Below are 22908 nucleotides of genomic sequence, written 5' to 3' on the forward strand. Positions count from 1 at the left end.
GCATGAAGTACGTGACATTTGATGCCACAGGCATTCTCAACTCACGCCTGATTCGCGGCGTAAATGAAATTCCCGAGGGCGCCCTCGAAGTCGATGAAAGCCTGTGGATGCGCATTACACAAGAGATGGATGGCGTTTGGAAACTCGATGCCGCGGGCGTTATTTCCAAACATGCCCTGCCTGAGCAACAGCCTGCGTCATATACCGCTGAGGAAGTCGAAGCTCTACGACTTCGCGCTTATGCCAATCCCACTACCGGTTCGGATCGATTTTTCGCCGAAGCGCAGCGCATGGAAATTATGGGAGAACCAGGCTGGGAAGGTATTCGTGCTGCTGGAGTGTGCAGATTCAATGAAATTCAGCAGGAATTCCCATGGCAAGTTCCTCGGTTGCCATAACTGAATAAACGCCCCGCATCGCCAGGGCGTTTTCTTATACGAAACTCAACACCCGCCAAGCCCCTCCCCACGAGGGGCTTTCCCGTTTATGGAGAAACGAAAAATGGCAACCCGCCAAACCTACACCGTGCTCGTCCCATTCCCCACCGGCGGTGGGCACTGGTCGAGCGTCGGTCAAGACCTTGATCTGCTCGACGTCGAGGCGAGTGCTTTGCACACCGCCGGTCGACTGGAACTGAAAACACCTACCACCCAGGCCAAAAAGGCCGCTGCCAAGAAGGCTGACTGAACATGGCTGAGGTTTTGAACTTCGAGCACAACGGCATTACCGTCAATGCCACCGAATCCCCCGAGGCCATGGGTGGCCTGGGTGACAACGTCATCGGTCTGGTCGGCACTGCGCCGAAGGCCGATCCGCTGATTCCGCGTAACGCACCGTTCCGCATCAACAGCTTCACCACCCATGCGCTGCTCGATCCGACCGGTTCGGAAGAGGGCACGCTGTATCACGCGGTTTACCAGATCCTCAAAGTGGTCAAGGTGCCGGTTTACGTAGTGATCGTCGAAGCGGGCGCGACCCCCGCCGACACCGTCAACGCAGTGATTGGCGGCGTTGAGCCGGCGACTGGCCGCAAACTGGGTCTGGCCGCACTGGGCAGTGTCCCGGAAGACCTGACCATCATCGGCGCGCCGGGCTTCACCGGCACCAAAGCGGTGGCCAGCGAGTTCGCCTCGTTCGGCAAGCGCATCAAGGCCCGTGTGGTACTGGATGGCAAGGATGCCTCGGTCGCCGATCAGGTGCTGTACAGCCAGGAACTGGGCGGCGCCGATCTCGGTTTCGACCGTTGCCTGGTGGTGCACAACATGCCGGCCGTGTACTCGAAAGCGGCGAAGAAAAACGTCTTCCTGTCGCCTTCCAGCCTGGCGATTGCCGCGCTGGCCAAGGTCAAGCAGTGGGAGAGCCCGGGCAACCAGGTGACCTACGCCGAAGACGTTTCCCGCGTCGTGGAATACAACATCCTCGACACCTCCACCGAAGGCGATCTGCTCAACCGTTACGGCGTGAGCTACTACGCCCGCACCGTGCTCGGCGGCTTCTCGCTACTGGGTAACCGCTCGATCACCGGCAAGTTCATCAGCTACGTCGGCCTCGAAGATGCGATCAGCCGCAAGCTGGTCAAGGCCGGCCAGAAAGCCATGGCGAAGAACCTGACCAAGTCGTTCATGGATCAGGAGGTCAAGCGCATCAACGACTGGTTGCAGACCCTGGTCGCCGACGAAACCATTCCGGGCGGTAGCGTCTATCTGCACCCGGAACTCAACAGCGTCGAGAAGTACAAGAACGGCACCTGGTACGTGGTCATCGACTACGGCCGCTACGCGCCGAACGAACACATGGTTTATCAACTCAACGCCCGCGATGAAATCATCGAGCAGTTCCTGGAGGACGTTCTCTAATGTTTACCAACCGCGTAAGACAGGCCATCGCGGCCACCCTGCAAGGCCTGCCGCTGTCGGCGACCGTTGAGGAATTCACCCCGCCGAAAATCGATTTCGACATGGAAAGCATGACGGGCGGGCGCTTCATCGTTGAGGAAATGGCCAAGAGCGCCAAGCCGCTGAATGCTCAGATCAAGCTGCAAGGCACCGGTGCTGAAGTGTTGCTGGCGATGGGGGTAAAACTGGGCGACGACATCCTGCTGAACGTGCGTGAAGCCGGTCAGGATCAGGACGGCAACACCTGGTTCACCTATCACACCATCGGCGGCAAGCTCAAAACCATGGGTGAGGACGCGATCAAAATGGGCGGCAAAGCCCTGACGACGCTGGACTTCTCCTGCCGCACCTACAACCGTCTGGAAAACGGCATTCCGGTGATCGACATCGACGTGCGCACCCAGAAATTCGTGCTCAACGGCGTCGACATCCTCGGTGATGCGCGTCGTGCGGTGCTGATGCCGTAACGCTGTAAGCCAGCCCGGCACCTGACCCTGTGGGAGCGGGCTTGCTCGCGAATGCGGTGTGACAGTCGACACTCATTCATCTGACAGGCCGCCTTCGCGAGCAAGCCCGCTCCCACATTGGGCCAGTGTGACTGGCCGATGTTTAGCAACACCCCTCCTCAAGAATCACCAAGGAATTCATTCATGTCGTGGATGCCACCCCAGCATGACCTGCTGTCGCCGATCACCGGCGACGACGGCGCGCAGATCGAACAGATCCAGCTCAAACCATTGTTCTATGCCGCGCAAAAAGAAGCGCTGGAACGCGCCGGCGATGATGAAGACGATCAGTTCTTCGAACTGGCGCTGCTCGCTACCGGCCTGTCGGTCAAGGAACTCGACCAGCTCAAACGCCCGGACTACGTGAGCATCGCCCAGTACGTGCACGAAATGTCGACCCGTCCGGCGTCGTACTTTCTCGATCAGGTTGAAGACGCGGAAAAGTCTGACGATCCCGATCAAATCCAACTGCTGCAACCGCTCGCCGTGACCGGCCGCACCGTGACGTCGCTGAGCCTGGAAATGCCGGTGCTGCGCGCCACCAAAGTGATGAAGAAACTGAAAACGGCCAAGGAACGCGCCGAGTTCATCACCGCCCACTGCGCCGGCCTGATGATCCCCGATCTGGCTCACTTGACCGTCCCGGACTGGACCCAGTTGCAGGTGCGCATAGACGATTTTTTAAACCAGCCGGCGGCCTACTTTCGGAACGCGACATCGAAGTAATCCTCGATATCGTCCCGCTCATTTACTCGGTAAGTGAGGCGGAGATTCTGGAATGGGACGCCGAAAAGGCGTTGCGCCGCTACGACATAGCGATCACTCGCCTTGGCGTGAAACAGGAGTAGAGCGGCATGGCACAGAGTAAATATGCGCCGATGAATGCCGATGAGCGCAGTGCTGTTGCGCCCGGCAACAGCCGTTTGAACATGGCGGCGGCGAGCGCCGGTACAGGAGCAATTGCCCGCGAGCAGGTTTCCAGCCTGAGTCAGGCGCTCAACACGGCGAGCAGCAAGATCGGCTCGCTGACGGCGGCGATCGACGCGTTGCGGCTGGTGTTGTCCAACCTGCGTTCGATCCCGCTCAATATCGCTGCGAAGGGCGAGGCCGCCCGCGAAGCGACGACGCCGGGTGAGGCAAGTGAGCGGGCCAAAGCGCCTGATAGTCTCAAACCCGCAATTGACTTGTACTCGGCTGCGGCCGAGTTGGGCAGCGCCGCGCAACTGCCGCCAAAGCAGACCAATGAAATGGCAGTGTCGAGCTTGATCATGGCCAGTGCGCCACTGGTGGCGGCGGGCGGCACCAGCGGTCAAGAGTTGCTCAAGGTTGCGACGCTGGCGGCTGACGCAGGGATCGGCAATGAACTGACCAATGCATCGGACAAGCCGTTTGAATTGCTCAACTTCGCCGGTGATGCTGCGTCCGTTGCGTCAGCCTTCAAAGTCCCGGCCATGGAAGTCGCCGAAATGATGGCGGTGTGGCGCACTTCGATGAAGCTCACTCGAGATCAGGCGTTTGACCTTGCGGATGCGACAAACCAGCTCGGCAAAATGGCGGGGGGGGCCAAACCGGCAGACATCGGTGCCGTCCTCAAGCAGTCGGGTGGTGCGGCGATCACGGCGGGCCTGCAACCTGAGCAAGCCGCCGCGCTTTCGGCAGCTTTGCTCAACAGCGGGACGAAGAAAGACGATGCCGGCGAGGTGTTGAAGAGCATTTCCATCGCACTGGATAAAGGGGGCAGCGTGTCCGCCTCCGAGCGTGGCGCCTGGAAGCAACTGGGGCTTGATCCGGCGGCCGTGACCGCGGAGATGCATGATCCCGACAAGCAAAATGCACAGGGTGCGGTGCTCGCGGTATTTGCTGCGCTCAATGCCAAACCGGCCGAGCAACGCGCCATGTTGGCGCAGACGTTATTTGCCGATAGCGGTAATGCCGTGCAATTGCTGTCGCAGAACCTTGGTGACGTCAACGAGGCCTTCTCGCAAGTGAAGGACAAAGACCAATACGCAACTTCGAAGGTCGGTTATCAGAGTTCGGTGCACCAGTCTGCACTGGCCCTCTCCAATACCCCGCAAGGACAGTGGAACGCTCAGAATGCGCGAAACGAGCGCTTGGCGATCGCCAGCGCCAATGCAGTGTCGCCTTCTCCACAGACGCTGAGTGTTGCCGGTGCCAGCCTCGACAGAATGAGCGAATTCGCCGAGGAGCATCCGACGACTTCTGCCGTGATCATCACGGTGGGAACAGCGCTGAAAAAGATCTTCGATGTGTTGTTGGACGCCGTTGTCGATGAGGCGAAAGACCGGTTGCGCAAACGGATACCCGGCGGCGCGTCCGCCACCCCACCGGACGTTTCGTCTACCGCCGATTCTGCTTTGCAGCTTCCAACGGATCCGCCGGTGACGGAGATCGCCAGTCTGGCGCCCGCGACCGTCAGGGAAGTGGAAATCGGCGAACAATCGTCATTGCTCAATACACCCCGCCTGGGGCCATCGAGCGTTGCCATGGGGGCGATTTCCCAGATTGTTCCAGCCTCGGACGGGGACGCGGGAGCAGCCATGGGTGAAAGGCTAGTTGTCGTCGCGTCTGACACACTCGCCGCACCCGGCCAGGTCAGCAAGGATCTGGCGAGCTCCCAGGCTTCCAACCAGCATGTCACCTTCGCCCCTTCGGTTCAGGTGTACTGCAGTGATCCCGGCAGTTCGGAAAACATCGGATTGCTGGTCACACAGCATCTGCAAAGTCAGTTCGACAACCAATTCACACCGCTGATGTCCAGCAACCCCCTCGCCACCCGCCGTGACGCAGCCCTGACCGATGGAGTCGCCTGATGAAACAACAAATGGCCCTGGGCAGTTTCATCTTCGGCCTCTCGCGCAATTTCGCCTACAGCACGCTGGCGCGCAAATCCGACGGTGGCTGGACTGAACTGCCGATACTCACCAGTAAACCCAAGTCCCATCAGACCGGGCAAAAACCGGAAACCCTGACCATCGGCGGCACCGCGATGTACGCCGTGGCCATGGAACGGCTCGATGAGCTGCGTGCGCTGCAAGCCTTGAGAGCACCGCTGCCGTTGATCGACGGCATCGGTCGCAACTGGGGTTTGTGGCGGATCACCAGCGTTCAGGAAAACCAGAGTGAGGTCATCGATGACGGCACCGCGATGGTAATCAAGTGGGTACTCGAATTAGCGGAGTTCAACAATGCGTAAGGTCCGAAGCGTGGCCGGTGATTCGGTGAATCTGCTGCTCTACCGCGAGACCGGTCGCAGCGATGACGCCGCCGAAGAAGCCCTGTGGAAACTCAACCCGACCCTGGCCGAACACGGCCCGGTCCTGCCGGCCGGTGTCTGGGTGACCTTGCCGGAACTCGACAGCAGACCGGCCGCGATCAAGCCGGTTTTGGCGTGGGACTAAGGAGGTTGCATGGCACAGGGATTTACACCGGCGATCGAAATCTACGGGGCCAACCATGCCCTGCTGAACCAGCGCCTGATCAGTTGGGAACACATTGATGCCGCCGGGATGGAGTCCGATCAGCTGACACTGGTGATCGACCTGGAAGGCCTTGAAGGCTTGCCGACCCTGGGCGGAAAAATCGGCCTGCGGGTTGGCTATCTGGAGTCCGGGCTGGTCGAAAAGGGCCAGTTCAAGGTGACTCGACTGACCCCGACGCTGTTCCCGTTACGCTTGACACTGGTGGCTACCGCAGCGCCTTTCAGCGGCAAGGATGAGACCCGATTCAAGGAACGGCGCACAGCCAGTCATGGCCCGACAACCCTGGGCGGACTGTTTCGCGAACTGGTCTCGCCGCACGGTTTTTCGCCGCGCGTCGATCCAGAGCTGGCGCTGATCCGGATTGCTCATGTTGATCAGTCGAACGAAACCGATATGAGCTTTATCACACGACTGGCAAAGAAGTACGACGCGGTGGCCAAACCGTTCAACGACCTCTACGTGCTGGCGAAACCGGCGCAGCTCAAAAACCTCTCGGGCCAGGTGATACCTGACGTCAGGCTGTCGGTGACCAGCAACAATCGACCGGGGGATCACGCCTTCATCAGCGCCACACTGGAAGAGACGGCCCGTACTCAGAATCAGGGTTGCAAGACCTGCTTCTGGGACATCGCCGCCGGCAAACTGCGCGAGGTGATAACCGGTTCCGAGCCCTACAAGGTCATTCGCCAGAAACAGGCCAGTGAAGAAGAAGCCAAAGCCATCGGCGAAGCCGAAGTGCGCAAGATGCTGCGCGAGAAATACAAGCTGAAGGTTACCTGCCCAGGCGATCCGCTGCTGGCCGCCGAAGGCCTGTTGGTGCTCGATGACACCTGGCCGGACTTCATGCGCGGTCGCTGGTCGATCAAAAAGGTCACCGCCAGCGGCAAGCGCGAGGAAAGCTATCGCTGCTTGATCGAGGCAAGCGGCCTCGACGCCAAGACCTGATCCCCGCACAAACTCAAAGTGGGAGCGGGCTTGCTCGCGAAAGCGTTGTGTCAGTCGCCATCGATGTTGAATGCGCCGTCCCCTTCGCGAGCAAGCCCGGTCCCACATGGGGGCCTGCGGTAATTCCCTTCATTCTGGAACACCACCATGAAGATCACCCCGATCCTCACGCAGTTGCGTGCGCAATGCCCTGGCCTTGCCAATCACATTGCCGTCGGTGTCGATCTGGCCTTGCTGCAAGGCAACGCCGATCTGCCGACACCTTCGGCCCACGTCACACCGCTGGCCGATCTGGCCAGTAACAGCACCGCCCAAAACCTCACCACCCAACCGATCCGCGACCGCTTCGACATCGTTCTGGTGCTTGACGCCAGCGACGCTACAAAAGCGCTGGATCTGTTGCACGACCTGCGTGCCGAACTGTGGCGCGCATTGGTGGGGTTCAAGCCGGAAAAAGACTACAGCGCCATCGTTTATGACGGCGGCGAGATGGTGTCGATCAACAGCAGCCGCGTCTTTTACCGGCTGCGCTTTTTTGCCGAGTTCCAGCTTGGCCGCAATCTGCCGAGTCAGCCTGCGGAAAGTTGGCACGAACGTGAACTGGACGGTTTGTCGTCCTTTACCGGGGCCACCGTGCGGGTCGATGCGATCGACCCCGCTGACCCCAACCTGAAACGCCCGGGCCCCGATGGGCGCGTGGAACTGACTTTCTCTGGAGACGTAACCCCATGAGCAATCGCATCACCGTAGTGCCGGCCGCTGGCCGTGCCGTGCCAGACCCGGAGGCGGGCGATCTGCTGCCTCTTGAAGGCCGTGAAGTGCTGGACAGCGCCTGGTGGCGCCGACGTCTGACCGACGGCGATATCACACTCAAAACCGCAAAAGCGGCTAAACCACAGGGAGCCAAATAATGGCGATCGGATTCAGCAACATCCCCGCGGACATTCGTGTACCGCTGTTCTATGCCGAAATGGACAACTCGGCCGCCAATAGCGCGACCTCGGCCATGCGCCGTCTGATCGTGGCCCAGGTCAATGACAACATCGCGCCGACCGAAGTCGGCAAACTGGTTTTGGTCTCCAGCGTCGCGCTGGCGAAAAGCATCGGCGGCCAAGGTTCGATGCTCGCCTCGATGTACGAGACCTTCCGCAAGGCTGACCCGATCGGCGAGATCTGGTGCCTGCCACTGCACAACGTTGAAGGCGCTATCGCCAAAGGTGTGTTGACCCTGACCGGCACCGCGACTCAGGCTGGCGTGCTCAACCTGTACGTCGGTGGTGTGCGTGTGCAAGCCACCGTGGTCAACGGTGCCACGGCGGCACAAGCGGCCACTGCGCTGGCGCAGAAAATCAATGCCACCGCCGATCTGCCGGTCAGCGCTGCGGCTGTTGAAGGTGTAGTGACCCTGTCCGCGAAATGGACTGGCGACAGCGGCAACGACATCAGCCTGCAATTCAATCGCCTGGGCAAGAGCAACGGCGAAGAAACCCCGGCTGGCCTGACCACCGCGATTACCGCCATGACCGGCGGCGTCGGTGTACCGGATCAGGTCGCTGCGGTCGCGGCGCTGGGCGATGAGCCGTTCGAATTCATCGCGCTGCCGTGGTCGGATCTGTCGACCCTCAACACCTGGCAAGCGGTCATGGATGACAGCACCGGTCGCTGGTCTTGGGCCAAGCAACTGTTCGGTCACGTCTACAGCGCCAAGCGCGGCACCGTTGGCACGCTGGTCGCCGCAGGCCAGGCCCGCAACGACCAGCACATGACCATTCAGGCGCTGGAGCCGGGCGTACCGCAACCGGTTTGGGTTCAAGCCGCCGCACTGGCCGCACGCACGTCGGTGTTCATCTCCGCCGACGCCAGCCGTCCGACCCAGAGCGGCAGCCTGCCGGGTGTCGATCCGGCGCCGGCGAGCGAGCGTTTCACCCTGACCGAGCGTCAGTCGCTGCTCAACTACGGCATCGCCACCGCTTACTACGAAGGCGGTTACGTGCGCATCCAGCGTTCGATCACCACGTACCAGAAGAACGCTTACGGCCAGGCCGACAACTCCTACCTGGACAGCGAAACCATGCACCAGTCGGCGTTCATCGTGCGTCGTCTGCAAAGCGTGATCACCAGCAAATACGGTCGCCACAAACTGGCCTCCGACGGCACCCGCTTCGGCGCCGGCCAGCCAATCGTTACCCCGAGCACCATTCGCGGTGAGCTGATTGCCCAGTACGCCAAGCTCGAACTGGAAGGCCACGTCGAGAACGCCGAGCTGTTCGCCGAGCACCTGATCGTCGAGCGTGACGTGCAGGACCCGAGCCGCGTGAACGTGCTGTTCCCGCCGGATTACATCAACGGTCTGCGCGTGTTCGCACTGCTCAACCAATTCCGTCTGCAGTACGACGACGCGGCTTGATAACCGCGTTTAGCGTCAAGCATTCAGCCCACCTCGCGTGGGCTTTTTTATTGAAGGGAGTAACACCATGGGTCAACTGATTGCAGGCACCTGCTACGTCAAAGTCGACGGCGCGCAACTGACTATCAATGGCGGCTGCGAAGCCCCGCTGATGGCGGTCAAACGCGAAACCGTCGTACCCGGCTTCTACAAGGAAACCGACATCGCGCCGTCGTTCAAAGTGACCGCGCTGCACACCGCCGACTTCCCGCTGAAGAAGCTGATCGAAGGCACGGACATCACCGTCACCTGCGAATTCAGCAACGGCAAAGTCTACGTGCTGGCGGGTGCGTACCTGGTCGAAGAACCCGTTTCCAAGGGCGATGACGCCACCATCGAACTGAAATTCGAAGGCATCAAGGGGACCTGGCAATGAGCGGCGCCGTGAAGCTTCAGGTTGCGATCGAAGCTCACGGCGAGCCCCTGACCGAACTCGTCCTGCGCCGTCCGACGGTGCAGGAAGTGCGAGCGATCAAGGCGCTGCCGTACAAGATCGACAAGAGCGAAGAGGTCAGCCTCGACATGGACGTCGCGGCCAAATACATCGCCGTGTGCGCCGGCATTCCGCCGTCGTCGGTCAACCAGTTGGATCTGGCTGACCTCAACGCGCTGAGCTGGGCCGTTGCGAGTTTTTTCATGAGTGCGGCGTCGGCGCCATCACCGACCTGATCGCCGTCGCCTATGACCTGGCCTGGTTCTGGAAGGTTGACCCCGAACAGATGATGGCCAGGCCACTGGATGTGCTCCGCGAATCGCTGGAGCACGCGCAACGGATCAACGCGATGCAGCAGGTGCAGTGATGGCAGACACAGATAGCAACCCCAAAACATCGGTGCTGATTACCGGCATCGATGAGTTGTCGCCCAAACTCGGCGCCCTGCGAGTGAAAGTCGATAGCTTCAAGAAAAACCTCGAACAGACCGGCCTCGGCAAACTGGACATCAGCGGGCTGTTCAAGGGCGGCAGCGTGATCACGCCGTTCGTGGACGGCATCAAGTCGGCGGCGGCGTTTCAGGGCAAATTGACCGAAGTCAGCGAGGCGGCGAAAACCGTCGACCTGCCCGCCGCACCGAAAGTGGCTGCGCAGAACATGAACGTGTTCAGTGCGGCGATGGATAAGGTCTCGGCTGCCGTGGATGCGGCGTTGGTGCCGGCAGTGGGGGCGTTGGTGGTCGGGCTGGAACCGATGCTGAACCAGGTCAGCAGCCTGCTCGCCGACAACCCGAAACTGGTCGAAGGCCTGGCGGCGGGGGCGATTGCCTTCTCTGCCATGCAAACCGCCGTCACCGGTATGACCCAGGTCATGGACGTCATGAGCATGGTGCTCAAGACCAATCCGATCATGTTGATCGCGATGGGCATCGCGTTGGCGGCCGGTTTGATTTATGCCAACTGGACGCCGATCAGCGCTTTTTTCAAGGGCATGTGGGAGGGCGTGAAAAACATCGGTGTGAGTGCGATGGCGACGTTGCGCTCGATCCTTGACTGGCGACCGCTGGATGCACTGGCGGCGCTGTGGTCCCCGATTGCGGGATTCTTCTCGGGCATCTGGGACAAGGTCAAAACCGTCACCGCGCCGGTGATCGACTTTTTCAAATCGGTGTTCTCGTGGACGCCCGCCGGCATGATCCTGGAAAACTGGGCGCCGCTGACCGGTCTGTTTTCGGCGATCTGGGAATTGCTCAAGGCCTTGAGTGTGCCGGTGATGGCGTTCCTCAAGGGGCTGTTCGACTGGACACCGTTGGGGATGATCATCAACAACTGGGGGGCGATCACCGGGTTCTTTGTCTCGATCTGGACGGCGCTGCAACCGGCGGCACAAGCCATCAAGGACTTCTTCGGCACGTTGTTCGACTATTCCCCTCTGGGGATGATCGTCAACAACTGGGGCAGTGTCGTGGCCTTCTTCGAACCGGTCTGGGCCGCATTGCAAACTTCGGCTCAGCAGATCAAAAGCTTCTTCCAGAGCCTGTTCGAGTGGTCGCCGCTGGAACAGATTGCGACGTACTGGCAGCCGATCAGCGAAGTATTTTCGGCGCTGTGGGGTGTGGTGCAGGCGCTGGCTGCGCCGGTACTGGAGTTTCTGCACAACATGTTCGAATGGACGCCGCTGGGGCAGATCATCAAGAACTGGGGGCCGATCACCGAGTGGTTCGGCGAGTTGTGGCAAAAGCTGCAAACCGTCATTGCGCCGATCAAGGAGTTGTTCGACGGTGGTTTCGCCGGGTTGATCGCCAAGGTCACCGGCAAGGTCGAAACCTTGACTCAGGCGCAACAGCAGACCAATGCAGAAGGCAAGGGGGAACTGGCGCCGGCGTTCTTTGGCGCAAGCCCTCAAACGTCGTCCAACGGTGTGTTGCAGGGCGGTTCGCTGCCACAAACCTCCAGCGCCCTGATCCAGCAAAGCGCCGCCAACAACCGTACGCAACTCGAAGGCGGCCTGACCGTGCGCTTCGAAAATGCGCCGGCGGGGCTGCGCACCGATCAACCGCAAACCAATCAACCGGGCCTGGCGCTGTCTTCGCGCATTGGCTATCGCTCGCTGTCGGCAGGAGGTTCCAATGAACTGGCGTGACCGTTTGTTGCCGGCATCCTTTCGCGGTGTCGGGTTCTGGATCGATCAGGCGAAAACCCCGGTCGGTCGCAAAGGTCAGTTGCATGAGTATCCGCAGCGTGACCTGCCGTTTTTCGAGGACCTTGGTCAGCAGGCCAAGACCCACGATCTGACGGCGTTCATCATCGGCCCTGACTGCCTTGAGCAGCGTGACAAGCTGCTCAAGGCGCTGGAGGCGGGCAGCGGTGAGCTGGTGCACCCGTGGCTCGGCCGCCTGCAAGTCAAGGTCGGCGAATGCGACATGACCCACACCCGCCAGGACGGCGGGTTGGTGACTTTCGCGTTGAAGTTTTACCCCGATAAACCGCTGCCTTTTCCGACCGCCACCGTCAGCACCCAGAAAGTGCTGCTGGCCAAAGCCGACACACTGTTGGGTTCGGCAGTGGCGCGTTTCGAACAGGCCATGACTCTGATCAAGGCTGCGCGGATCGGCATCGCGAATCTGCGCAACAGCCTCACCGGGGTGTACGAGGTGATCAAGGAACAGCTCAAACCGCTGATCGAGCAATACCGGCAGATCACCGAACTGGTCAAAGCGGTCAAGGAATTGCCCAAGGAAGTGGCGACCGAGTTCAAGGGCTTGCTTGGTGATATCAAAGAACTCAAGGCATTCGCGAAGGAAGGCTACCGTGGCGTGATTGCCGACGTGTCCCAACAACTCGAAGCCATCCGCAAGGCTGATGCGCCGAAGATCACCACCGGCAAGGACACCAACGCGGCGGCGCAAGCCATGGCCGATCTGGTGCAGGACACCCTGCTGGTGAAAGTGGCGCAATGGGTGGCGTCGATGCCGATAGCGACCCCTGCGGTGAAATTGTCATCGACACCGTCGGTGGCTCAGCAGGCGGATCAACCGGTGACCCGTCAGGAAGTACCGGTGACCGATGAGATGAAAGCGCTGCAGAAGGCAATCGGGGCGGCCATTGATCCGATGCTGGACAAGGCCGACCCCAAGCATCACCAGGCAATCAATGATGTGAAGGAAGCGCTGATCGCGCATCTCAAGGCTGTGGCGTCATCCGGTGTGCGACAGATCAGTAAATCGTTCCAGGAAAGCCTGCCGGCGCTGGTCGTGGCCTACAAGCAATTTGCCGATGCTACCCGGGTGACTCAAGTGACTCAGAGCAATGCGATGAACCATCCGGGCTTTTCACCTAACGACGTGAACGTGTCCAGGGAGTAAGCCATGAGCGAGATGGATAACCGCGTCACGCTGACGGTCAATAACATGGAATACGGCGGCTGGAAAAGCGTGGAAATCAGCGCTGATCTGGAGCGCCAGTTCCGCACTTTCAAACTCGACATCACCTGGCAATGGCCAGGGCAGACGGTGGATCAGCGGATCAAACCGGGCGACCCGTGCGAAGTGAGAATCGGCCAGGATCTGGTGCTCACCGGTTACGTGTTCAAGGCACCGATTCGTTATGACGGCCGGCAGATCAGCCTGAGTATCGAGGGCAGTTCCAAGACTCAGGACCTGGTCGATTGCGCCGCCACCAACCGGCCCAATCAATGGCAGGAGCAACCGCTACTGAGCATCGTGCAGGCACTGGCGATGGAGTATTCGCTGATGGTCGTCAACGAAATCCCCGAGACCGCACGGTTGACCAAACACACGATCGTGCCGGGAGAAACAGTCTTTCAGTCGATCGACCGTTTGCTCTCGTTGTTGCGGGTGTTTTCCACCGATGACGAGCAGGGCCGGTTGGTGTTGGCCAAGCCTGGCAGTGGCGGACGCGCTAGCGATGCGCTGGAGTTGGGCAAAAATATTTTGTCGGCCAATGCAGCGATGGATCAAAGCCAGGTGTTCTCCGAATACCGAGTGATCGGCCAGCAGAAAGGCTCGGACAACAAGAGCGGGGCGGCGGTCAGCGAAGTTGAATCCACGGCGGCCGACCTGACCTTCAAGCGGCGGCGTACCACGATTATTAACGAGGGCACGGCGCTGACTTTCGAGCTGGCCCAGCAACGGGCCCAATGGGAGAGCGCCACCCGCATGGGCCGCGCACAGTCCACCACTTATCAAGTGCAGGGATGGCGCCAGTCCAACGGTGATCTGTGGCGTCATAACACGCTGGTGAAGGTCAAGGATCCGGTGCTCGATTTCGATAGCGACATGCTGATCTCCAAAGTGACGTATTCGCTGTCGGCGCAGGGCTCGGTGACGACCCTGCAAGTGGCGCCGCCGCATACCTTCGATCCTGATCCAATCCCCCCGAAAAAAACCTGAGCCTGACACCCGCCCCCACGTTTGTCCGTGTCGGGGCTGCTCTTTGAGGACAATTCATGAGCCTACTGACACGCCTGCTGGCGCGCGGCACTGTCGTGCTCGCCCATTCGGCATCCAAGCTGCAATCGCTGCAAATGCGCCTCACCGCTGGCGAAGTGAACGATGACATGGAGCACTTCGAACCTTACGGCTTTACCAGTAACCCACTGGCCGGCGCTGAAGGTGTTGTCACGTTTATCGGCGGTGACCGTTCACACGCCATCGCCCTGGTGATCGCCGACCGCCGTTATCGCCTGCAATCGCTGGCCTCCGGTGAAGTGGCGATCTACACCGACGAAGGCGACAAGATTCACTTCAAGCGTGGCCGGATCATCGATATCGAAACCGCCACCCTGAACATCCGCGCCACGACCGCTGTGAATTTCGATACGCCGGTGATCAACCAGACCGGCAAGATCGTTTCCAGCGGAGACCAACTGGCTGGCGGCATCAGCCAGATCAAACATGTGCACGTCGGTGTACAGGCCGGCAACGGCCAGACCGGTGCACCGGCAGGAGGCCAATGATGTTGATCAGCCAGAACCTCCACGCTGCGCTGACCCGAGCCGTGCTTATCAGCCTGTTCACCTGGCGCCGTGCCGCCGATGACGACGCCCTCGACGACGACGAACGTTACGGCTGGTGGGGCGACACATTTCCCACCGTCGCCGACGACCGCATCGGTTCGCGATTGTGGCTGTTGCGCCGGGTCAAGCTGACCCGCCAGACCCAGATGGACGCCGAATTCTATGCCCGCGAAGCCCTGCAATGGCTGATCGACGACGGCCATTGCAGCGCCATCGACATCATCAGCGAACGCCTCGACGCCCAGCGCCTGAACCTGCGCACGGTCCTGACCCTGGCCGACGGCGAACGTCTGGACATCAACCCCGATAACAGTTGGCAGGTGATCTATGCCGTTTGAAACCCCTTCGCTGCCGGTGCTGATCAAGCGCACCCAAAGCGACCTGGCCGGCGATTCGCTGCGCCAGTCCGATGCGCAAGTGCTGGCCCGTGCCCTCGGCGGCGCCGCTTATGGCCTGTACGGTTACCTCGACTGGATTGCCGAGCAGATTTTGCCGGACAAAGCCGATGAATCGACCCTGGAACGCATCGCCGCATTGCGCCTGAATCAGCCGCGCAAACCTGCGCAAGTGGCCACCGGCAGTGTGAGTTTTACTGCGACGGCCGGTGCTGTTCTGGACGCCGACACACTGCTGCAATCAAGCGATGGTCGCACCTACAAAGTGACGACCGCGCGCACCACGGTGAATGGCAGCAACAGCACCACCATCGCCGCACTCGACGCCGGTAGCCTGGGCAATGCCGACGCGGGTCTGGCACTGACGCCGGTGCAACCGATTGCCGGCGTGGTCGGCAACAGTTTCGTGGTGCTGGCGCCGGGTCTCAGCGGCGGCGTGGCGCGGGAAAGTCTGGAGTCGCTGCGCTCGCGGGTGATTCGCTCTTACCGCGTGATTCCCCATGGCGGCTCGGCCAGTGACTACGAGACGTGGGCGCTGGAAGTGCCGGGCGTAACGCGCGCCTGGTGTCGTGGCGGCCTGCTCGGGCCAGGCACAGTGACGGTGTTCATCATGCGTGATGAAGACCCGCAACCGGTGCCCAACGATGAGCAACTGGCCGAGGTTCAGGACTACATCGAACCGCTGCGTCCGGTGACTGCGGAAGTGCACGTGCAGCGGCCGATTCAGGTGCCGGTGGTCTATCGCTTCAAGAGCGTCAATCCGGACACCACCGCTGTGCGCGCCGCCGTTGAAGCGCAATTGCGCGACCTGCACAACCGTGAGGCCGATCTGGGTGTGCCGTTGCTGATCAGCCATATCCGCGAAGCCATCAGCAGTGCCGGCGGTGAATACGATCACACGTTGACCGCACCGGCCGCTGATGTACCGGCCGGTCAAAGCGAATTGCTGACCTTCGGAGGTTGCGTATGGGGGGCATAAGAACCGCCGCGCAATATCAGGCGCAACTGCACGCCCTGCTGCCGAGCGGCCCGGCATGGGACCCGGAGCATGTGCCGGAACTCGAAGAAGTGCTGCAAGGCGTCGCCGTCGAACTGGCCCGCCTCGACGCCCGCGCCGCCGACCTGCTCAACGAGATGGACCCGGCAGGCGTCAGCGAACTGGTGCCGGACTGGGAGCGGGTGATGGACCTGCCCGACCCATGCCTGGGCGCCACGCCATTGTTCGACGACCGCCGCCTCGCCGTATGCCGCCGTTTGCTCGCGGTCGGCAGCCAGGCCGTCGGCTACTACCTCGAAATCGCCAAAAGCCAAGGCTACCCCAACGCCAGCATCACCGAACACGAAGCCCCACGCATGGGCCGTGCACGCTTCGGTGCCGCGCATTGGGGCACGTGGGAAGCGCAGTTCATGTGGACGCTCAACACCGGCGGACGGCTGTTGCTCGGCCGGCGATTCGGCGCGAGCTACTGGGGCGAGCGCTTCGGCGTCAACCCAGGCTCGGCACTGGAATGCCTGATCCACCGCAGCGCACCGGCGCATACCAAGGTGCACATCAATTATGACTAGGGAGGAATGAAGGGATGGATTATCCGAAGAGTGTGCCCAGCGCCGGGTTGGTGAATGGGAAGTTTGTTGATGAGAACCCGTTGATGGGGACGCCGGGGTCGTTGATTCCGGCGGTGTGGGGCAACAGTGTGACTCAGGAGATCCTGAGTGTGATTACCGGTGGCGGCTTGGTCGCTTCTGAAGCGGATAACGGCCAGTTGTTCAAGGCGATACAGGCGATTGTTGGCAAAGCCAGTCCGATGCGTTCGGTCATCACTCGGGTAGGCACGTCGAGGTTGTTGACTGGTGAAGAGCTTGGTCTGGTTCTGATCGATGCCGGGGCCGGATCGCTGAGTGTACGTCTGCCGCCAGCCAATGCCAGCTTAGGGGTACGTGACGTCATTGTGCGGCGTGTCGATAACAGTGGAAATCGCTTGGTCGTGCAAAGTTCAAGCGGCGATGTGATCAAGTTTCACACCCACCTGAATGCTTCGGGTTATCCGTTTCTCGTTTTGATGGGAGCGGGTGACTGGTGGCATTTACGCAGCGATACATCGGGCAATTGGTGGCCAGTCGGTCGTCTGGACGGATCCTCACTCGGGTACATCGCCTTTGAGACCACGCTGGCAGTACTGCCCGGTGGCTATGCCGCGCTGAATGGATCGTTACTGAATCGCTCGGAATGGCCATGGCTCTGGGATCACGCGCAGCAGTCGGGCATGTTGCGTTCGGAAGCCGATCGAGGTGGTGCGTGGACGCCTGGAGACGGCGCCACGACTTTTCGTCTGCCAGAGGCCCGTGGCGAGTTTTTGCGCGTACTGGCCGAAGGCGGTCTGGTCGATACCGGACGTGCACCGGGGTCTTGGCAAAAAGGCTCTTTGGTTCAGGGCGACAATGGGATTGCCGACAATATTTTGTTCGCGACACACATCATTTCCCAGAAAACCCAGTTGGGTCTCGACATGGGCAACTACGCCGATTACGCGGGCGCTACAGTCAAATACATCACACCTGCAGCGCCGGTTACGCCAATCGTAGACTCTGAGTTGTTGAACCATGGCGGTATCACGCGTCCTCGAAATATTGCCTATCCGGGTCGAATCAAACTTATCTGAGGTGCCCATGTTTAATTATCTGATTGATCACTTGGGCTTCTTGAATGGCCCTGTTGAATTTGCTGTTACACCAGGCCTCGGTGTCCAACTGCCGAGTAATGCCGTTCAACTTTCATTCAAATTACCAGCGCCTGAAAGTGGCCGTGTCTGGACATTGGTGAACAACGTTCCCCGTGAAGTGATAGACCGTCGAGGTGCGGTGTATCGGAAGGAAAACGGAGTAAAGCAGATATGGAGTGAGCCGGGAGAGTTACCAGACGAACTCACTGCCGAACCGTGGCCGGGCGACGGTTACTTCTGGATCGAGAACACTTGGAAACTCGATGAAACCGCGCGCGTATTTGCGATCAAAGTCGATGTGTTCCGCTTGCGAGACACGTTACTTCGCGACGCCGTCCTGCGCATCGCGCCCCTTCAATACGCCGAAGACATCGGCGATGCCAGTCATGACGAACAGCTTCTGTTGATCGAATGGAAACTCTACAGCGTTGAACTCAACCGCATCGAAAAGCAGGCCGGTTTCCCCGAGGAAATCATCTGGCCCGTTGCACCCGGAACGACGGTAGACACCTGATTCACACACAAGGAGAAGGATAGTGGACTATCCAAACAGTGTCCCGAGTGCCGGCTTGCTCAACGGTCGGTTTGTCGATGAAGACCCAATCGCCGGCAAACCGGGATCGTTGATACCGGCCAGTTGGGGCAATGGCGTTACCCAGGAGTTGCTGAATGTCATCCAGGCAGCGGGCCTCACCGCGTCAGAAGCCAAAACCGATCAGCTGCTGACGGCCTTGCGCAGCAACCGATTGTTTGCAACACCGCCACAGTTTGATAACAGCCAGAACGTTGCCACCACCGGTTTTGTAAACCGCAGCGGTACGCAGTTTTCAGGATTTTCGACCTATGCGACCAGCGCTGCTTTGACAGCGGCTCAAGCGGGCGGAGTGGTGAGTTTCAACAGCAGCACGGCGGTCACGGCCACGATGCCGGTTACCACCAGTGTCATGAGCACAAGCACGCTGACCATCCTTAATCTTGGCACCGGTGTGCTGACGATCAACCCGGCGCCGAACGACCGTATTGTCAGCAGCAATACGGTGGGAACGCTGGTACTGGGTATCGGTGACTCCGCACAGTTGTTCCGTACAGGCGGCGACTGGCGCCTCTACGGCGGCTCGGTCAGCGACCGGTTCGCGTCGGCTCATTCCGGTGTCTTTGGCGATGCCGGCTATCAGCGGTTTGCGAGCGGCGTTATCGAGCAGTGGGGGGCGGCAGTTTCGGACGCCAATGGCGATGTCAATGTCGTATTCCCTATCGCTTTCCCCAATGCATTCAGCAACATCGTGGCGACTCATGCCGGGGGCGATAGCGCCATGGTTATTCTGAATGGCAACCCGTCGGCAAACAAATTCGGGTGCCATCTGAAAATCCGCAGTTATCTCGGTACGGTCTCAGCCGGCTGGACTGTCCACTATCAGGTGAAGGGTTATTGAATGAACGTCTACAGTGTTCTCTTCAGCGCCAGCACCCGGGGCGTTTATGTACCGGGTATCCATTTGTCGGAGATTCCCGACGATGTCATCGAAATACCTCAAGCCTACTGGACCTCGCTTCTGCAGCAACTGTCGGTCTCTGCAAAAGTCATTGGTGTACGGGCGGATAACGGCTTTCCCATTCTCGTTGACCCGCCACCGCCTTCAGCAGAGGAAGCCGCCGACGCTGAGCGTCATTGGCGCACCGCGCAACTGGCCGCCACTGATGGTCTGGTGGCACGTGACCGCGATGAACTCGAGGACGGCGGCGGCACTACATTGACCACCGAGCAATACGCTGAATTGCAAACCTATCGCCGTGAGTTGCGGGACTGGCCGCAAGGTTCTTTTTTTCCGTTCAGCGAGCATCGGCCGGTAGCGCCGAAGTGGCTGGCTGCTGCGCGCTAAATCATCAGGGATGTGGAAATGGATTATCCAAAAAGTGTTCCCAGCGTAGGGCTGGTCAACGGCAAGTTCGTCAATGAAGACGTCATCGCAGGATTGCCTGGATCTTTGATCCCGGCTACCTGGGGCAATAGCGTTACCGATGAATTGTTGAATGTCGTCAAATCCGCTGGGCTTGAACCGAGCGAAACCGATGCCACGCAAGTGCTGCAAGCGGTGAAAAAGCTCAGTCAGGCAGGCGAAGATAAACATGCGTCCGATCTCGGTGCCGCCAACCTTTACATGGCCAACTACGCGCCACCTATCACGGCGCTGAAGGATGGCCTCGCGTTGCGATTCACCGCCGGTAATGCCAACACCGGGGCGAGTACATTTGCGCCGAATGGTTTGCTGCCCAAGCCGCTGGTGAATCTGGCGCTGAGTGCGTTGCGCCCGGCGGAGATTGTTGGCGGCAGTGTGTGCGCGGTGGTGTACAGCGCGGCGCTGGACAGCTGGGTTTTGGTTTATGCGAGCGGTGGTATCGCATTGAGTGGGCGGTTGTTGGGGGTGAAGACGTTTACTGCATCCGGGACATATGTGCCCGCCGTGGGCATGAAAAATGTGTTGGTGAAAATGGTTGGCGGTGGTGGTGGTAGTGCGGGCATTCCTGCAACAGGCTCCAATCAGATTTCTGTCTCGGGTGGTGGTGCGTCGGGCGGATATGCAGAAGCCTGGCTTGATTCTGCAGCGATTGGCAGCAGTCAGACGATCACGATAGGCAGCGCAGGCGCGAGCGGGCCTATAGCAGAAGGTAACGGTGGTAGTGCCGGGAGCGGGGTCGGATCGCTTGTTTCTGCTCCGGGTGGTGGGGGTGGTAACGGGGTCGCATTGCTGGCATTACCTGGGTTCGGTTTGTATACGGGCGGTTTTCCAAACCAGGCCCCATCTGGCGGCAATATTGTCAGCACGGCGGGAGCCGCAGGCAGCCCGGGTATCTGCGTCAACGGCTCGGTGCTTGCGGGGCACGGCGCTAGCTCCCCATTGGGAAGCGGCGGATATGGCAGCAGCGCCTTGTCTGTGGCGGCGGCGCCGGGCTCCGGCTACGGTTCCGGAGCGGGCGGTATTGGTAACTCGGTTAACCGACCTGGAAGACAAGGTGGGGCCGGTGGTCCGGGTGCCGTAATCATTTACGAGTACGCCTGATGAAAACCTACGCGCGCATCGCCAATAACACGGTGGTCGAACTGTTCTCGACTGACGGCAATATGGTCGAGATGTTTCACCCGGATTTGCTCTGGAATGACATCACCGCTATCACTCCAGCGCCACAAGTCGAATGGACAGCGAACTTTGGCACTCTTGGCTGGGTGTATTCGCCGCCCGAGGACAATGTCCAGAACAGCACTCTGAAAACTCTGGCAAGAAAATGGCTGGCAGGCATTGGCCGCCAACCATGATTCAATCCGGGCATCCAGGGAGGATTACGCATTATGCAAATAACTGAAAACAACCTTATCAACATCATGCCCAACGCCCGCACCCAAGCGGGCGTTTTTGTTTCTGCGCTCAACAGCGCAATGGCCAACCGTCGGATCGATACGCCCAAACGTATCGCTGCATTCCTCGCGCAAATCGGCCACGAGTCGGGCCAGTTGCGGTACGTGCGCGAGTTGGGCAACAACCAGTACCTGAGCAAGTACGACACTGGCACCTTGGCGTTACGGCTGGGCAACACGCTTGAGGCCGATGGTGACGGGCAAAGGTACCGCGGTCGCGGGCTGATCCAGATCACCGGTCGCGCCAACTATCGCCAATGCAGCCTCGGCTTGTTCGGCGATGAGCGTTTGCTGTCCTTGCCGGAACTGCTGGAACAACCGCAATGGGCGGCCGAATCCGCCGCGTGGTTCTGGGAAAAGAATGGCTTGAACGAACTGGCCGACCGCGACCAGTTCAACACGATCACCCGGCGCATCAACGGCGGGTTGAACGGTTTGCAGGATCGGCTGGAAATCTGGGCGCGGGCGAGGGCGGTGCTATGCCAATCCCCTGGCGAGTGATTGGCGTTGTTTTGCTCGCCGCCGGGGCGGCGGCGCTGGCCTGGCAGTTTCAGGACTGGCGTTACGGTCGGCAGTTGGCCGAGCAGGCTCGGTTAAACGCCGAAACGCTCAATCAACAGACCACGGCCGCCGCCACCGCACAACAGGCCGAACAGGATAAACGTCTGGCGCTGGAGCAACGCCTTGCGGCCAGTGAACAAACCCACTATCGAGCGATGAGCGATGCCCAACGTGATCAGGATCGCCTGCGCGATCGTCTTGCCACTGCTGATCTGCGCCTGTCAGTCCTTCTCGACACCGGCGACGTTGCCCAAGGCTGCCGGGTGCCAGCCACCGCCGGTACCGGCAGCGTGGATCATGCAACCGTACGCGCCCGACTTGACCCGGCGCATGCTCAACGAATTATCGCCATCACCGACACCGGCGACCGCGGACTGATTGCCTTGCAGGCCTGTCAGGCCTATGTCAGAGCATTGGCGCCTGAACATTTTGAATGAGTCTGTGTATTGAAAGCGCAACCGGCTCGTGTACGGTGGTACGCATTCCACGCGATCCGGAGAGCACCTTGAAAGAGATCACCCAACTGGCTGCCGAACTTGGCCGACGCCTGCAAGTGCTCAATGCCCACGTCACCACGGCCGAATCCTGCACCGGCGGCGGCATTGCCGAAGCCATCACACGGATACCGGGCAGCTCGGCGTGGTTCGAGGCCGGCTATGTGACCTACTCCAATCGCCAGAAAACCCGGCAACTGAATGTGCCGGCCGAGTTGTTCGAAACGGTGGGAGCGGTCAGTCGTGAAGTGGTTGAGGCCATGGTGTGCGGCGCCCAGGACAAAAGCCTGGCGCGGTTCGCCGTGGCCGTCAGCGGTGTGGCCGGCCCCGACGGTGGTACACCGAACAAGCCTGTGGGCACGGTGTGGCTGGCGTGGGGCGTCGGCGACGCGGTTTGCAGCGAGGTTCAGCACTTTGCCGGTAACCGCGATGAAGTCCGCCGACAAACGGTGAAGGCCGCGCTAGAGGGGCTCCTGCGACTAGCGGCAAGAGAAATCGAAAATCAGGGGTAGGCGATCCACGAACGCTGTGGAATAATACTGGCTACTTATACAGGTGTTGGCC

At 60.2% G+C, this 22908-nt stretch carries 30 protein-coding genes; all 30 read left to right on the plus strand.

Going from position 1 to position 22908, the window contains the following annotated elements; translation table 11 throughout:
• Positions 1 to 2: 2 nt before the first annotated feature.
• The 30 genes from AACY18_RS04140 (at position 3) to AACY18_RS04285 (ending at position 22856) form a co-directional block, all read left to right on the plus strand.
• A complete protein-coding gene (locus tag AACY18_RS04140) occupies positions 3 to 398 on the plus strand; it encodes a hypothetical protein (protein WP_339464348.1) in 396 nt (131 codons plus the stop codon).
• A 103-nt stretch (positions 399 to 501) separates the two neighbouring features.
• Positions 502 to 687: a hypothetical protein gene (locus AACY18_RS04145; protein ID WP_003222199.1), complete on the plus strand. Its 186-nt coding sequence runs from the start codon at positions 502 to 504 to the stop codon at positions 685 to 687.
• Positions 688 to 689: 2 nt separating this feature from the next.
• Positions 690 to 1856 carry a phage tail protein gene (locus AACY18_RS04150; protein WP_150604687.1) on the plus strand — a complete coding sequence of 389 codons (1167 nt, stop codon included), beginning with the start codon at positions 690 to 692 and terminating at the stop codon, positions 1854 to 1856.
• Complete coding sequence (locus AACY18_RS04155) at positions 1856 to 2362, plus strand: phage major tail tube protein (RefSeq protein ID WP_160056265.1); 507 nt, start codon at positions 1856 to 1858, stop codon at positions 2360 to 2362. The genes AACY18_RS04150 and AACY18_RS04155 overlap by 1 nt, the downstream gene beginning before the upstream one ends.
• 183 nt (positions 2363 to 2545) lie before the next feature.
• Positions 2546 to 3127 (plus strand): phage tail assembly protein, encoded by a 582-nt coding sequence (locus tag AACY18_RS04160; protein ID WP_339430577.1) that lies wholly within the window; start codon positions 2546 to 2548, stop codon positions 3125 to 3127.
• Positions 3128 to 3255: 128 nt separating this feature from the next.
• Positions 3256 to 5232: a phage tail tape measure protein gene (locus AACY18_RS04165; RefSeq protein ID WP_339464349.1), complete on the plus strand. Its 1977-nt coding sequence runs from the start codon at positions 3256 to 3258 to the stop codon at positions 5230 to 5232.
• Positions 5232 to 5615, plus strand: coding sequence for a phage tail protein (locus AACY18_RS04170; protein WP_339430578.1), 384 nt, complete (start codon positions 5232 to 5234; stop codon positions 5613 to 5615). The genes AACY18_RS04165 and AACY18_RS04170 overlap by 1 nt, the downstream gene beginning before the upstream one ends.
• Positions 5608 to 5820 carry a tail protein X gene (locus AACY18_RS04175; protein WP_339430579.1) on the plus strand — a complete coding sequence of 71 codons (213 nt, stop codon included), beginning with the start codon at positions 5608 to 5610 and terminating at the stop codon, positions 5818 to 5820. Before AACY18_RS04170 ends, AACY18_RS04175 begins: the two co-directional genes overlap by 8 nt.
• A 9-nt stretch (positions 5821 to 5829) precedes the next feature.
• The gene (locus AACY18_RS04180) at positions 5830 to 6846 is read left to right on the plus strand and encodes a phage late control D family protein (protein ID WP_339430580.1); all 1017 of its coding nucleotides are present in this window, start codon (positions 5830 to 5832) and stop codon (positions 6844 to 6846) included.
• A 147-nt stretch (positions 6847 to 6993) separates the two neighbouring features.
• Complete coding sequence (locus tag AACY18_RS04185; protein WP_339430581.1) at positions 6994 to 7578, plus strand: phage tail terminator protein; 585 nt, start codon at positions 6994 to 6996, stop codon at positions 7576 to 7578.
• Positions 7575 to 7757, plus strand: coding sequence for a DUF2635 domain-containing protein (locus AACY18_RS04190; protein WP_221732484.1), 183 nt, complete (start codon positions 7575 to 7577; stop codon positions 7755 to 7757). Before AACY18_RS04185 ends, AACY18_RS04190 begins: the two co-directional genes overlap by 4 nt.
• Entirely contained in the window at positions 7757 to 9253 is a 1497-nt protein-coding gene (locus tag AACY18_RS04195; RefSeq protein ID WP_339430582.1) for a phage tail sheath subtilisin-like domain-containing protein, read from the plus strand. Before AACY18_RS04190 ends, AACY18_RS04195 begins: the two co-directional genes overlap by 1 nt.
• Before the next feature lie 67 nt (positions 9254 to 9320).
• Positions 9321 to 9668 (plus strand): phage tail tube protein, encoded by a 348-nt coding sequence (locus tag AACY18_RS04200; protein ID WP_007908779.1) that lies wholly within the window; start codon positions 9321 to 9323, stop codon positions 9666 to 9668.
• Entirely contained in the window at positions 9665 to 9961 is a 297-nt protein-coding gene (locus tag AACY18_RS04205) for a phage tail assembly protein (protein ID WP_007908778.1), read from the plus strand. The genes AACY18_RS04200 and AACY18_RS04205 overlap by 4 nt, the downstream gene beginning before the upstream one ends.
• A 130-nt stretch (positions 9962 to 10091) precedes the next feature.
• Positions 10092 to 11867 (plus strand): phage tail protein, encoded by a 1776-nt coding sequence (locus AACY18_RS04210; protein WP_339464351.1) that lies wholly within the window; start codon positions 10092 to 10094, stop codon positions 11865 to 11867.
• Positions 11854 to 13089 (plus strand): DNA circularization protein, encoded by a 1236-nt coding sequence (locus AACY18_RS04215; protein WP_339430584.1) that lies wholly within the window; start codon positions 11854 to 11856, stop codon positions 13087 to 13089. Before AACY18_RS04210 ends, AACY18_RS04215 begins: the two co-directional genes overlap by 14 nt.
• Positions 13090 to 13092: 3 nt before the next feature.
• Positions 13093 to 14136: a phage baseplate assembly protein gene (locus AACY18_RS04220; protein WP_339464352.1), complete on the plus strand. Its 1044-nt coding sequence runs from the start codon at positions 13093 to 13095 to the stop codon at positions 14134 to 14136.
• Between the two features lie 56 nt (positions 14137 to 14192).
• Positions 14193 to 14702, plus strand: a complete 510-nt coding sequence (locus tag AACY18_RS04225; RefSeq protein ID WP_221732489.1) for a phage baseplate assembly protein V — start codon at positions 14193 to 14195, stop codon at positions 14700 to 14702.
• The gene (locus tag AACY18_RS04230) at positions 14702 to 15100 is read left to right on the plus strand and encodes a phage GP46 family protein (RefSeq protein WP_221732523.1); all 399 of its coding nucleotides are present in this window, start codon (positions 14702 to 14704) and stop codon (positions 15098 to 15100) included. The genes AACY18_RS04225 and AACY18_RS04230 overlap by 1 nt, the downstream gene beginning before the upstream one ends.
• On the plus strand, positions 15090 to 16136 hold the full coding sequence (locus AACY18_RS04235) for a baseplate J/gp47 family protein (protein ID WP_339430586.1): 1047 nt from the start codon (positions 15090 to 15092) through the stop codon (positions 16134 to 16136). Before AACY18_RS04230 ends, AACY18_RS04235 begins: the two co-directional genes overlap by 11 nt.
• On the plus strand, positions 16124 to 16723 hold the full coding sequence (locus AACY18_RS04240; protein WP_339464353.1) for a YmfQ family protein: 600 nt from the start codon (positions 16124 to 16126) through the stop codon (positions 16721 to 16723). Before AACY18_RS04235 ends, AACY18_RS04240 begins: the two co-directional genes overlap by 13 nt.
• Positions 16724 to 16737: 14 nt before the next feature.
• Positions 16738 to 17817, plus strand: a complete 1080-nt coding sequence (locus tag AACY18_RS04245) for a phage tail protein (RefSeq protein ID WP_339464354.1) — start codon at positions 16738 to 16740, stop codon at positions 17815 to 17817.
• Positions 17818 to 17824: 7 nt separating this feature from the next.
• Positions 17825 to 18391, plus strand: coding sequence for a tail fiber assembly protein (locus tag AACY18_RS04250; RefSeq protein WP_339464355.1), 567 nt, complete (start codon positions 17825 to 17827; stop codon positions 18389 to 18391).
• A gap of 55 nt (positions 18392 to 18446) precedes the next feature.
• Complete coding sequence (locus AACY18_RS04255) at positions 18447 to 19310, plus strand: gp53-like domain-containing protein (RefSeq protein ID WP_339464356.1); 864 nt, start codon at positions 18447 to 18449, stop codon at positions 19308 to 19310.
• Complete coding sequence (locus AACY18_RS04260; protein WP_339464357.1) at positions 19311 to 19757, plus strand: phage tail assembly chaperone; 447 nt, start codon at positions 19311 to 19313, stop codon at positions 19755 to 19757.
• Positions 19758 to 19775: 18 nt separating this feature from the next.
• Positions 19776 to 20936 (plus strand): hypothetical protein, encoded by a 1161-nt coding sequence (locus tag AACY18_RS04265; RefSeq protein ID WP_339464358.1) that lies wholly within the window; start codon positions 19776 to 19778, stop codon positions 20934 to 20936.
• The gene (locus tag AACY18_RS04270; RefSeq protein WP_339464359.1) at positions 20936 to 21190 is read left to right on the plus strand and encodes a hypothetical protein; all 255 of its coding nucleotides are present in this window, start codon (positions 20936 to 20938) and stop codon (positions 21188 to 21190) included. The genes AACY18_RS04265 and AACY18_RS04270 overlap by 1 nt, the downstream gene beginning before the upstream one ends.
• Positions 21191 to 21223: 33 nt before the next feature.
• Positions 21224 to 21790 carry a glycoside hydrolase family 19 protein gene (locus AACY18_RS04275; protein WP_339464360.1) on the plus strand — a complete coding sequence of 189 codons (567 nt, stop codon included), beginning with the start codon at positions 21224 to 21226 and terminating at the stop codon, positions 21788 to 21790.
• On the plus strand, positions 21769 to 22287 hold the full coding sequence (locus AACY18_RS04280; protein ID WP_339464361.1) for a lysis system i-spanin subunit Rz: 519 nt from the start codon (positions 21769 to 21771) through the stop codon (positions 22285 to 22287). The genes AACY18_RS04275 and AACY18_RS04280 overlap by 22 nt, the downstream gene beginning before the upstream one ends.
• 68 nt (positions 22288 to 22355) lie before the next feature.
• On the plus strand, positions 22356 to 22856 hold the full coding sequence (locus tag AACY18_RS04285) for a CinA family protein (RefSeq protein WP_339430765.1): 501 nt from the start codon (positions 22356 to 22358) through the stop codon (positions 22854 to 22856).
• The last annotated feature ends 52 nt before the right edge of the window (positions 22857 to 22908 follow it).

The sequence above is a fragment of the Pseudomonas sp. EA_65y_Pfl2_P74 genome, assembly GCF_963970575.1.
GTDB classification, from domain to species: domain Bacteria; phylum Pseudomonadota; class Gammaproteobacteria; order Pseudomonadales; family Pseudomonadaceae; genus Aquipseudomonas; species Aquipseudomonas baetica_A.

Bases quoted from the DNA above. Each gene is read 5' to 3' on its own strand.
- AACY18_RS04280 (WP_339464361.1), top strand. From the start codon at position 21,769: ATGCCAATCCCCTGGCGAGTGATTGGCGTTGTTTTGCTCGCCGCCGGG.
- AACY18_RS04245 (WP_339464354.1), top strand. From the start codon at position 16,738: ATGGATTATCCGAAGAGTGTGCCCAGCGCCGGGTTGGTGAATGGGAAG.
- AACY18_RS04275 (WP_339464360.1), top strand. From the start codon at position 21,224: ATGCAAATAACTGAAAACAACCTTATCAACATCATGCCCAACGCCCGC.
- AACY18_RS04180 (WP_339430580.1), top strand. From the start codon at position 5,830: ATGGCACAGGGATTTACACCGGCGATCGAAATCTACGGGGCCAACCAT.
- AACY18_RS04220 (WP_339464352.1), top strand. From the start codon at position 13,093: ATGAGCGAGATGGATAACCGCGTCACGCTGACGGTCAATAACATGGAA.
- AACY18_RS04265 (WP_339464358.1), top strand. From the start codon at position 19,776: ATGGATTATCCAAAAAGTGTTCCCAGCGTAGGGCTGGTCAACGGCAAG.
- AACY18_RS04250 (WP_339464355.1), top strand. From the start codon at position 17,825: ATGTTTAATTATCTGATTGATCACTTGGGCTTCTTGAATGGCCCTGTT.
- AACY18_RS04170 (WP_339430578.1), top strand. From the start codon at position 5,232: ATGAAACAACAAATGGCCCTGGGCAGTTTCATCTTCGGCCTCTCGCGC.
- AACY18_RS04155 (WP_160056265.1), top strand. From the start codon at position 1,856: ATGTTTACCAACCGCGTAAGACAGGCCATCGCGGCCACCCTGCAAGGC.
- AACY18_RS04210 (WP_339464351.1), top strand. From the start codon at position 10,092: ATGGCAGACACAGATAGCAACCCCAAAACATCGGTGCTGATTACCGGC.
- AACY18_RS04175 (WP_339430579.1), top strand. From the start codon at position 5,608: ATGCGTAAGGTCCGAAGCGTGGCCGGTGATTCGGTGAATCTGCTGCTC.
- AACY18_RS04190 (WP_221732484.1), top strand. From the start codon at position 7,575: ATGAGCAATCGCATCACCGTAGTGCCGGCCGCTGGCCGTGCCGTGCCA.
- AACY18_RS04165 (WP_339464349.1), top strand. From the start codon at position 3,256: ATGGCACAGAGTAAATATGCGCCGATGAATGCCGATGAGCGCAGTGCT.
- AACY18_RS04270 (WP_339464359.1), top strand. From the start codon at position 20,936: ATGAAAACCTACGCGCGCATCGCCAATAACACGGTGGTCGAACTGTTC.
- AACY18_RS04230 (WP_221732523.1), top strand. From the start codon at position 14,702: ATGTTGATCAGCCAGAACCTCCACGCTGCGCTGACCCGAGCCGTGCTT.
- AACY18_RS04140 (WP_339464348.1), top strand. From the start codon at position 3: ATGAAGTACGTGACATTTGATGCCACAGGCATTCTCAACTCACGCCTG.
- AACY18_RS04145 (WP_003222199.1), top strand. From the start codon at position 502: ATGGCAACCCGCCAAACCTACACCGTGCTCGTCCCATTCCCCACCGGC.
- AACY18_RS04150 (WP_150604687.1), top strand. From the start codon at position 690: ATGGCTGAGGTTTTGAACTTCGAGCACAACGGCATTACCGTCAATGCC.
- AACY18_RS04260 (WP_339464357.1), top strand. From the start codon at position 19,311: ATGAACGTCTACAGTGTTCTCTTCAGCGCCAGCACCCGGGGCGTTTAT.
- AACY18_RS04200 (WP_007908779.1), top strand. From the start codon at position 9,321: ATGGGTCAACTGATTGCAGGCACCTGCTACGTCAAAGTCGACGGCGCG.
- AACY18_RS04160 (WP_339430577.1), top strand. From the start codon at position 2,546: ATGTCGTGGATGCCACCCCAGCATGACCTGCTGTCGCCGATCACCGGC.
- AACY18_RS04215 (WP_339430584.1), top strand. From the start codon at position 11,854: ATGAACTGGCGTGACCGTTTGTTGCCGGCATCCTTTCGCGGTGTCGGG.
- AACY18_RS04205 (WP_007908778.1), top strand. From the start codon at position 9,665: ATGAGCGGCGCCGTGAAGCTTCAGGTTGCGATCGAAGCTCACGGCGAG.
- AACY18_RS04185 (WP_339430581.1), top strand. From the start codon at position 6,994: ATGAAGATCACCCCGATCCTCACGCAGTTGCGTGCGCAATGCCCTGGC.
- AACY18_RS04195 (WP_339430582.1), top strand. From the start codon at position 7,757: ATGGCGATCGGATTCAGCAACATCCCCGCGGACATTCGTGTACCGCTG.
- AACY18_RS04235 (WP_339430586.1), top strand. From the start codon at position 15,090: ATGCCGTTTGAAACCCCTTCGCTGCCGGTGCTGATCAAGCGCACCCAA.
- AACY18_RS04240 (WP_339464353.1), top strand. From the start codon at position 16,124: ATGGGGGGCATAAGAACCGCCGCGCAATATCAGGCGCAACTGCACGCC.
- AACY18_RS04225 (WP_221732489.1), top strand. From the start codon at position 14,193: ATGAGCCTACTGACACGCCTGCTGGCGCGCGGCACTGTCGTGCTCGCC.